9 protein-coding genes and 1 riboswitch are annotated in these 7,440 nt (G+C 47.3%); of the genes, 6 read left to right on the top strand and 3 right to left on the bottom strand.

Annotation, left to right across the window (positions count from 1 at the left end; translation table 11 throughout):
- Positions 1 to 14 precede the first annotated feature (14 nt).
- Genes JF818_RS12555 through JF818_RS12565 form a run of 3 tightly spaced genes read left to right on the top strand, consistent with a single transcriptional unit; the run spans position 15 to position 2,878 of the window.
- Entirely contained in the window at positions 15 to 920 is a 906-nt protein-coding gene (locus tag JF818_RS12555; protein ID WP_198892333.1) for a carbohydrate ABC transporter permease, read from the top strand.
- Between the two features lies 1 nt (position 921).
- Positions 922 to 1,758: a carbohydrate ABC transporter permease gene (locus JF818_RS12560; protein WP_198892334.1), complete on the top strand. Its 837-nt coding sequence runs from the start codon at positions 922 to 924 to the stop codon at positions 1,756 to 1,758.
- A 55-nt stretch (positions 1,759 to 1,813) separates the two neighbouring features.
- Entirely contained in the window at positions 1,814 to 2,878 is a 1,065-nt protein-coding gene (locus tag JF818_RS12565; RefSeq protein WP_198892335.1) for a uracil phosphoribosyltransferase, read from the top strand.
- Positions 2,879 to 3,436: 558 nt separating this feature from the next.
- Here the strand turns inward: JF818_RS12565 and JF818_RS12570 are convergent.
- The 3 genes from JF818_RS12570 to rnhA are packed head-to-tail and all read right to left on the bottom strand — an operon-like array spanning position 3,437 to position 4,982.
- Positions 3,437 to 3,982 carry a chromate transporter gene (locus tag JF818_RS12570; protein ID WP_198892336.1) on the bottom strand — a complete coding sequence of 182 codons (546 nt, stop codon included), beginning with the start codon at positions 3,980 to 3,982 and terminating at the stop codon, positions 3,437 to 3,439.
- The gene (locus JF818_RS12575) at positions 3,979 to 4,533 is read right to left on the bottom strand and encodes a chromate transporter (RefSeq protein WP_198892337.1); all 555 of its coding nucleotides are present in this window, start codon (positions 4,531 to 4,533) and stop codon (positions 3,979 to 3,981) included. The genes JF818_RS12570 and JF818_RS12575 overlap by 4 nt, the downstream gene beginning before the upstream one ends.
- A complete protein-coding gene (rnhA, locus tag JF818_RS12580; RefSeq protein WP_198892338.1) occupies positions 4,530 to 4,982 on the bottom strand; it encodes a ribonuclease HI in 453 nt (150 codons plus the stop codon). The genes JF818_RS12575 and rnhA overlap by 4 nt, the downstream gene beginning before the upstream one ends.
- A gap of 69 nt (positions 4,983 to 5,051) precedes the next feature.
- On the opposite strand from rnhA, the gene JF818_RS12585 reads away from it, so the two are divergent.
- The 3 genes from JF818_RS12585 (at position 5,052) to JF818_RS12595 (ending at position 7,298) form a co-directional block, all read left to right on the top strand.
- On the top strand, positions 5,052 to 5,567 hold the full coding sequence (locus JF818_RS12585; protein ID WP_198892339.1) for a TrkA family potassium uptake protein: 516 nt from the start codon (positions 5,052 to 5,054) through the stop codon (positions 5,565 to 5,567).
- Positions 5,568 to 5,624: 57 nt separating this feature from the next.
- Positions 5,625 to 6,128 (top strand): TrkA family potassium uptake protein, encoded by a 504-nt coding sequence (locus JF818_RS16720; protein ID WP_370570340.1) that lies wholly within the window; start codon positions 5,625 to 5,627, stop codon positions 6,126 to 6,128.
- Between the two features lie 102 nt (positions 6,129 to 6,230).
- Positions 6,231 to 6,348: riboswitch (cobalamin riboswitch) on the top strand.
- A 71-nt stretch (positions 6,349 to 6,419) separates the two neighbouring features.
- The gene (locus tag JF818_RS12595; RefSeq protein ID WP_198892341.1) at positions 6,420 to 7,298 is read left to right on the top strand and encodes an ABC transporter substrate-binding protein; all 879 of its coding nucleotides are present in this window, start codon (positions 6,420 to 6,422) and stop codon (positions 7,296 to 7,298) included.
- Positions 7,299 to 7,440: the final 142 nt, after the last annotated feature.

Here is a 7,440-nt window from a genome sequence, read left to right on the forward strand (position 1 = left end):
CTCTGAGGTGGTGTATGCGTCCAAAACACGCTCGACATTTTCCCTGGTTGCTCTATCTGGCACCAGCATTGCTTGTGTATACCGTCTTTATGGCCTTTCCACTCATTGACTCATTGCGTTTGAGTTTGTTCAGTGGAAACAGCCAAGCAACCAGAATCTTCGTGGGTCTGGATAATTTCAAACGACTTTTCACTGACCCAGAAATCTCGACACGGTATTGGGGAGCTTTCTTCAATACCTGGAAATTCTTTTTTGTGCATCTCATTGTCCAGAATGGTCTGGGTATCTTTTTTGCCGTTCTGCTTACCCATGAAACCATGAAGGGAAGACATATATACCAGACCATTATCTTTATTCCCACGACGTTCGCTGTTCTTATTACCGGCTATCTTTGGAAACTGATGCTCAACCCTGTATGGGCAGGCGATTTTCTTGTTTCCATCGGATTACCGTTTCTCAAACACCCCTATTTAGGCGACACCAATACAGCTCTCTGGGCTGTCTCTCTTGTCTCTTGCTGGCAATGGCTTGGTATCCCTACCATGATGTTTGTTGCAGCATTGAGAAATATCAGTACCGAATTGCTTGAGGCAGCACGACTTGAAGGAGCTGACAATGGAAAAACCTTCTGGTACATCAAGCTACCCCTTATCAAACCGGTCGTTGGAATCATCGCAGTGCTTACATTTGTGAACAACTTCAATGCATTTGACATCGTCTTCGCTATGGAGAACGTGAATGGAGCACCAGAGTACTCCACCGATCTTATTGGAACACTTTTCTACCGGTATGGTATTGCAGGTCAACATCCAATCGGAATTCCTGATGCAGGGCTGGGAGCTGCCATTGCAACCATCACCTTCCTCCTGCTTCTGGTATTGGTTATTCCAACCCTGAAAAATACACAGAGGAGTGCCTAGCATGAGTGGATCGTTACGAAAAGAAAACAGGCATGTACTCTCCCATATTGTGTTGCTGACATGGACCTTTATTGTGCTTTTCCCTTTATGGACATTGGTGATCAATTCATTCAAGACAAGATTGACCATCTATGAGAACCCTTTTTGGATACCAAAGACATGGAATTTCTCCAACTACACCACGGTTATTCGTGATGGTGATTTCTTTACTTATTTCAAGAACAGTTTCCTTGTTGTCACTATCTCTCTTGTGCTGGTAACCCTGCTTGCAAGTCTCGCCGGCTATGCATTGGCACGCTACAAGAGCCGTATTGCGAAGGTTATCTATTTCTTTTTTATTGCAGGGATGATGATTCCCATCAAGATAGCCTCAATAAAATTGCTGGAAATTGTAAGAACTCTTGGTCTACTCAACGCCATCTATGCACTTCCCCCAATCTATGTAGCCATGGGACTTCCGGTTGGGGTATTCATTCTTACCACATTCATCAAGGAATTGCCTGAGGATCTCTATGAGGCAGCAATCATTGATGGTGCTACCAGTGGAAAAATCTATACCATGGTTATTCTTCCCCTGATCCGCCCTGCCCTTGCCACAACGGCAATCTACAACCTTATCCCATTCTGGAACGACCTATGGTTTCCTCTGATCTTCATCAATGATGAACAGCACAAGACATTGCTACTTGGAGTGACTCGTCTCTTTGGACAATACCAGACTGACTGGTCAAAGGTGCTGGCAGTGCTTACTCTCTCTGCAATCCCAGTCCTTGTTCTCTATCTTGCGATGAGCACTCAGTTCATTAAAGGGGTTACTGCAGGCTCCGTAAAGGGGTGACAGACTCACTATCTTGGGGTAGAATCAGAGGCCATTACTGAGGAGAAATAGCTACATGAATAAAATCGTATTACACGCAACCGACCTTGATGGATATCTCAAGGACTCGGACAAGGATAAAATCGCCCATGTTGATGAGTTGTACAAACAGTCACTCCTTCATTGTTCCGTGCTCGAAACAGCAAGCGATGTGGGAAGGCTTGAAGAATCTCGCAAAGGGTTGGTTGAGAGTGCCAAGGAGATTGGACGGTATCTCAAGGATGTCTGTGCAGAGGAACCTTCCATTCACGTCTACTCATTCGAGACCCCTCAGGAACAGCATGGACAGGCAAGCCGATTGATTGCAAAACTTCGCGATCCCAGTACCGGGCATGAGGAATTTCTCTACTATATCCAACGTGCATACGAGATGCTTTTCTCCCACGTATTTGCTGATGCTGCACTGCCTACCAAACGATCGATCATCACCAAGACACCGGTCACCAGCCCGGTCAGGAACTATGCGGTACACAGAATCCCAGATGTTGACTCCTTGATCAAGAACAGTGTCATGTGCGTTATGCTGCGAGGTGCGCTGCTTCCCAGCATGATTCTCAGCAAGGAGATCCAGGAATACTCCACTGATAAGTTTGTCACCCCTTTTGCCTTGTTCAAGATCAAGCGGGACGACTCAAAGAAAGAGGCAAATATGGATTACATTCTTGATCTGGATAAATCCTATTTTGATCTCGAATCACTTGACGGGAAGGACCTGATTTTTGCCGATCCCATGAATGCAACCGGAGGGAGTCTGGTTACCATTGTGAAATACCTGAAGGATAACGGGGTAAAGCCCAAGTCAGTCAAGTTCATCAATGTCATCAGTGCACTCAAGGGTTCACTGCGAATCGCCCGTGCCATTGAAGGAGCGGAAGTCTATACGCTCTGGATGGATCCGGTACTCAACGATGCAGCATATATTCTCCCTGGATTGGGAGATGCCGGTGACCGACTCAATGGGATGGATAACAGTGATACTCCAAGGAATATCATCCAGCTTATTGCTGATTACGGTTCTGCCATCACCAATCTCTATCGAGCACAGGTGAGGGAAATTGAACAGACAGTTTTGGAGCGCTGATGTACAGGAAACTGACTGTCTTACTGTTGTCCGGTTTGTTTCTCCTCTTCTCCTGTACTACTACAGGTAGCGGAAAACAGGCCGGCTTGGTAGCAGAAAAGGCAAGTCAGCTTTTCCAGGATCAGGAGTATGCGGCTTCTGCGCAGTTGTACAAGGAAGCGGTACTCCTCGACCCTAGTCAGGCCTCCTACCAATACAACGAGCAGTTGGCTCTCTTTCATCTTGGTGAGTTCATACAGGTAGTTGAAAAGAGCAATGTTTCATTCCAGCACTTCCCTACCCATCTCTCGTTTCTTTTCCTCCAAGCCAAGGCATTGGCAGGGCAAAGCCAGTACGAGCAAGCCTTGCGTGTGTACCAAAGCATTTTCTCCTTGAATCCGACGCTCTATGCAGAAAAGCTCGAGGTAGCTACACAAGCTGCAAACTGGGGTTTCAAGGAACAGGCAAAAACACTTGCCCTCTCTTTGGTGCAGGACCACCAGAAGGAGAAGGATGCATTTACCTTACTCGCTTCAATCGAAGGAGAAGGGAGTTGGTATGATTCCATGGCCCAGTATCTTACGAAGGGAGACGCAACACAATCCCAAGAACTGCTCCCAGGAGAATCCAGTACAGTGGATGAATCTTCTTCAGACGAAGCACAAGGAAAACCAGAGCAAGATAGAGAATCGTCTCCTTGATCCGGATACTTCCTCCATCCAGCAAAGTAGTTCCAAACAATTTCAAGCCAGCGTAGCTGATAAGGCCTACAACGGCAGCCCTCAATCCATAGAGACCATCTTTCACATACGGATTCTTGTCAAATTGGCCAAGAAAGCGTGCGATGAAAATGATGATGATCAGCGATGGGGTTATCTCCCCCAATGTTGCCACCAAGCCGCCCAAGGGACCTGCTGCCTGATAACCGGCGAACGTTGCCATGTTTATGCCGATTGGCCCTGGTGTTGATTCACTGATGGCGATCATATCGGCAATATCGCTTGAGGTGATCCAGTGGCCATGGGTCTCGGCAAGTGTGTAAAGGAATGGCAGGGTTGCAAGCCCACCCCCAATTGCGAAGAGTCCTATCTTGAAAAACTCCCAGTAGAGCTCCAAATAGATCATGCTTTCCTCCGCTTGATTCTCTGTACGGCTAGTCCATAGAGGATTGCAAAGGGAACAACAACCAGTGGAGAGAGGGAGAATGCCAGTGTCAGAGATACTGTTGCTAGGTAGAGCAATACGGTTGGAAGATCAATAAGGCTTTTCTTGGAGAGTGTTATCACCGATTGGGTGATGAGTGCACACACTGCTACACGTATACCGCCAAATGCACGTTGGACCCATTGATTGTCCTGTACCTGCAACAGAATGGTTGCCAGCATGGTAATAATAACCAGAGAGGGGGTAACTTCTCCCAAGGTTGCTGCAATGGCACCGGGAATACCACGCTTACGGTAACCGATCATGGTGGCCGTATTCACTGCAATGATGCCGGGACTACATTGCCCAATTGCATAGATATCCAAGACCTCTTCCTCAGTCACCCAATGGTGGATATCTATGACTTCCCGCTGGAGCATGGGAAGCATGGCATACCCACCTCCAAAGGTAAGTCCACCGATCTTCAGGAATGTGAGATAGAGTTGCCAGATTGATGCCTCTCTTTTTTTCATACTCCGTTTTCCATTGCCTGTCTTACCAGCTGGTCACACCGTTCATTGTCTGCAATACCGGCATGTCCTTTTACCCAGTTCCACTGAACCGGCAACTGCTCATTGAGTGCATCAAGTGCAACCCAGTACTCTTTATTCTTGACTGGGCTCTTGCTTGCGGTTCGCCATCCATTGACTTTCCACTTCTTGATCCAGCTGGTTATGCCGTTTTTCACATACTGGCTGTCTGTATTGATGACAATCCGTCCAGGATTATACTGCTTGCATGCCTGTAAAGCTTCAATAACAGCCCTTAGTTCCATTCGGTTGTTTGTGGTGGCAGCCTCAAAACCACTTGCTTCCTTCTCAAATTTCCCGTTATCAGCCCTGAGTACAAAAGCCCACCCACCGGGGCCAGGATTCCCAAGACACCCACCATCTGTATAGATCTCTATTTCTGCATGATTCATAGACCGGATAGTAATATAGCTGGCCCCTCCGGTCAACTACACGAATGGAAAACAGGCGGGAAAGAACTCATGAAAAATATGGAAATCTTGGACTGCACTACAGTACAGTTAAATTATCAAGCAGAGAAGGAGCAGTGCGTACAACGTCATTCAAATGCAATCTATCTCATTATTCTCATCATACTGCTCATTACCCTGGGAACCGTTGGGTACATGGTTCTCCTTGATGTTGCATTCGTCGATGCACTGTATATGACCGTTATCACCGTATCCACTGTAGGTTTCAGGGAAATTGAGAATCTTGATGCTGCAGGCAAACTTTTCACCATCGTTATCATCATAAGTGGACTGGGTTTGGTCGCCTACGCTTTTTCACAGCTGGCTGCATTCTTGGCTGAGGGCGAGTTCAGACGGATTCTACTCAATAGACGTGTGCAAAGGAGACTTCAGAACATGAAGAACCATTATATTATTTGTGGGGCTGGACAGACGAGCGTCAGCCTATTCGAGCAGTTCAAACGAAGTCACGCAGAATTTATCATCATCGAGAAGGATCCTATACGCTTCGAAGAGCTTCATAATTAGGGTTTTTCTGTGATTCATGGTGATGCAACAGATGAAGACATATTGATGTAGGCAGGGATCAAGGAGGCAAAAGGCCTGGTTTCCACCTTAGGCAATGATGCTGAGAATGTGTTTACCGTACTCACCGCCAGAGAGATAAACAAGAATTTGCAAATAGTTGCCCGCGCCATTGAACCTTCTGCTGCACAGAAACTCAGGAAGGCTGGTGCGGACAGTACCATCAACCCGAATGAATTGGGAGGGAACCGCATGGCGGTCCTTATACTCCGTCCACAGATCATCTCTTTCCTTGATGCCATCACCCGTATTGGGGAAGATACACTTGACCTGGGAGAAATTGAAGTAACAAAATCCTCACCCTTGGCTGGTAAAAACTTGCTTGAGGTCCGTATTCCGGAAAAAACAGGATTGATCGTTCTTGCCACAAAAGAGAGTGATGGGTCCACTACTTACAACCCCAGTTCAAGCACTGTGTTGCATGAAGGGTTGAGTATGCTGGTACTTGGCAGGCAAGAACAGATTCTCAAACTTCAGCGGATGGTCTCTCCAGGCGGCAATTGATTGATACAAATCACTCCTCTTATTCCAAAGTCAAAGATCATAAGCCCCTATGGCAAGGCTTGACAGCCCCTGCCCTACTTCGTAGGATAGATTGTCCATGCCAAGGGAAAGGGGTAGAAGCCCCTGCGGTCCCGCCACTGTAGAGGCTGGGAATCTGCACCAAGACACTGTCAAGAAACGGGAAGTCGCAGATTCTGAGCATGCCTGAGCCAGGAGACCTGACATGGATAAATTCCGACGGCCTACGGAGTATAGGTCAGGGTATGTTACATGCCCGTGCAAAGGGGCGTTATGCACAATCGAACAGCTAAACACTATCTCCTATTCATTGCTTCTTTTTTGCTTCTGACATTCTCCCGTATTGGAGCACAACCAGTACTTGAGATCGGGACCCAGAAGCAGGCTGAGGAAATCCGAATTGTAAGTCTTTCCCCAAACGTCACCGAGACACTCCATGCACTGGATGCAGGGTCTTACTTGGTTGGAAGAAGCGACTACTGCAACTACCCTGAAGAGGTCGTGGAGTTGCCGTCGGTAGGAACCTTGTACAATCCAAGCCTCGAAACCTTGCTTTCTCTTGAGCCTACCGTGGTTATCAGCAGTGCATTTGTATCTGATGATTTTCTAGCCTCTGTGGAGAAAGCTGGTATTGAAGTAGTCCAGCTTGAAACACAGCAAACCTTTCAAGGCACGTATGAGTTGATAAGGAAAATAGCCGAGGTGGTGGGAAAGCAGAGTGAGGCTGAACTTATCATCCTTTCCATGCAGAATACCGTGCGGGAAGTTGTGAACACCTACCAGAACAAGAGTAAGCCCTCTGTGTACATGGTCATAGACTTTGGGGGCTTCGATGCTACCGCTACCGGCGATACCTTCCTTGGGGAGATGATAGAACTCGCCGGGGCAACAAATGTGGCAAAGAGTGCCAAGAACTGGACATTCAGCAAGGAACTTCTGATGGTAGCCGATCCTGAGATTCTCCTGCTCAATCCCCGCTGGGGAGAAAGCGCAGAAGCAACAATTCAGGAATTTACCACCACAAAGCCTTACAGCGATCTGAATGGGAAAATCATAAGCTTTGATGCAGATTCCACCAGCAGGCAAGGACCAAGAAGTGCTGATGCTTTGAAAGCTCTTGCTGAGTTGATCCATCAGGAAACGAACGAATGAAAAAAGGGCTGTCTGCAACACTTGCGCTCAGCAGTGTGCTTTTGATGTTGCTCTCCCTTACCTTGGGCCCTTCCAACATTTCGCTTGCGAACACAATCGCAGTACTCACAGGTGGAGAGACTGGGGGGAACCAGGCATATAT

The sequence above is a fragment of the Sphaerochaeta sp. S2 genome (genome assembly GCF_016406725.1).
In the GTDB taxonomy this organism is placed as follows: Bacteria; Spirochaetota; Spirochaetia; order Sphaerochaetales; family Sphaerochaetaceae; genus Sphaerochaeta.